This window comes from Mycobacterium sp. PO1 (assembly GCF_017312405.1).
Taxonomy (GTDB): domain Bacteria; phylum Actinomycetota; class Actinomycetes; order Mycobacteriales; family Mycobacteriaceae; genus Mycobacterium.
The window spans coordinates 1-576 of the sequence record NZ_BLTG01000054.1; the positions used below are offsets into that span (position 1 = coordinate 1).

Consider the following 576-nt stretch of genomic DNA (forward strand, 5'->3'; position numbering starts at 1 on the left):
CGCAGCGACGCTGGCCAAACTCAACCAGCGGCACGGCTTCGACTGCCCGGGCTGCGCGTGGCCCGAAGAGCACGGGGGCCGAAAGCTGGCCGAGTTCTGCGAGAACGGCGCCAAGGCCGTCGCCGAGGAAGCCACCACCCGCGTGGTCACGCCGGAGTTCTTCGCGCGGCACTCCGTTGCCGAACTCGCCGACAAACCCGAATACTGGCTGTCCCAGCAGGGCCGCCTCACGCATCCGGTGGTGTTGCGCCCCGGTGATGCCCACTACCGACCGATCGGCTGGGACGAGGCGTACCGGTTGATCGCCGACGAACTGCGCGCGCTCGACGATCCGAACGAGGCGGTGTTCTACACCTCGGGCCGCACCAGCANNCTCTATCAGCTGCTGGTGCGCAGTTTCGGCACCAACAACCTGCCCGACTGCTCGAACATGTGCCACGAATCCTCGGGCACCGCGCTGACCGAGTCCATCGGCATCGGCAAGGGTTCGGTCACCGTCGAGGATCTGGTGCTCGCCGATCTGATCGTGATTGCCGGGCAGAACCCGGGCACCAACCATCCGCGGATGCTGTCGAT

Annotated in this window: 1 protein-coding gene; it reads left to right on the top strand. The window is 66.7% G+C overall.

The window, feature by feature from the left end; genetic code table 11:
- Positions 1-576 (top strand): molybdopterin-dependent oxidoreductase (locus J3476_RS27985; protein WP_373889093.1); only part of this gene is annotated, 576 nt, incomplete at both ends.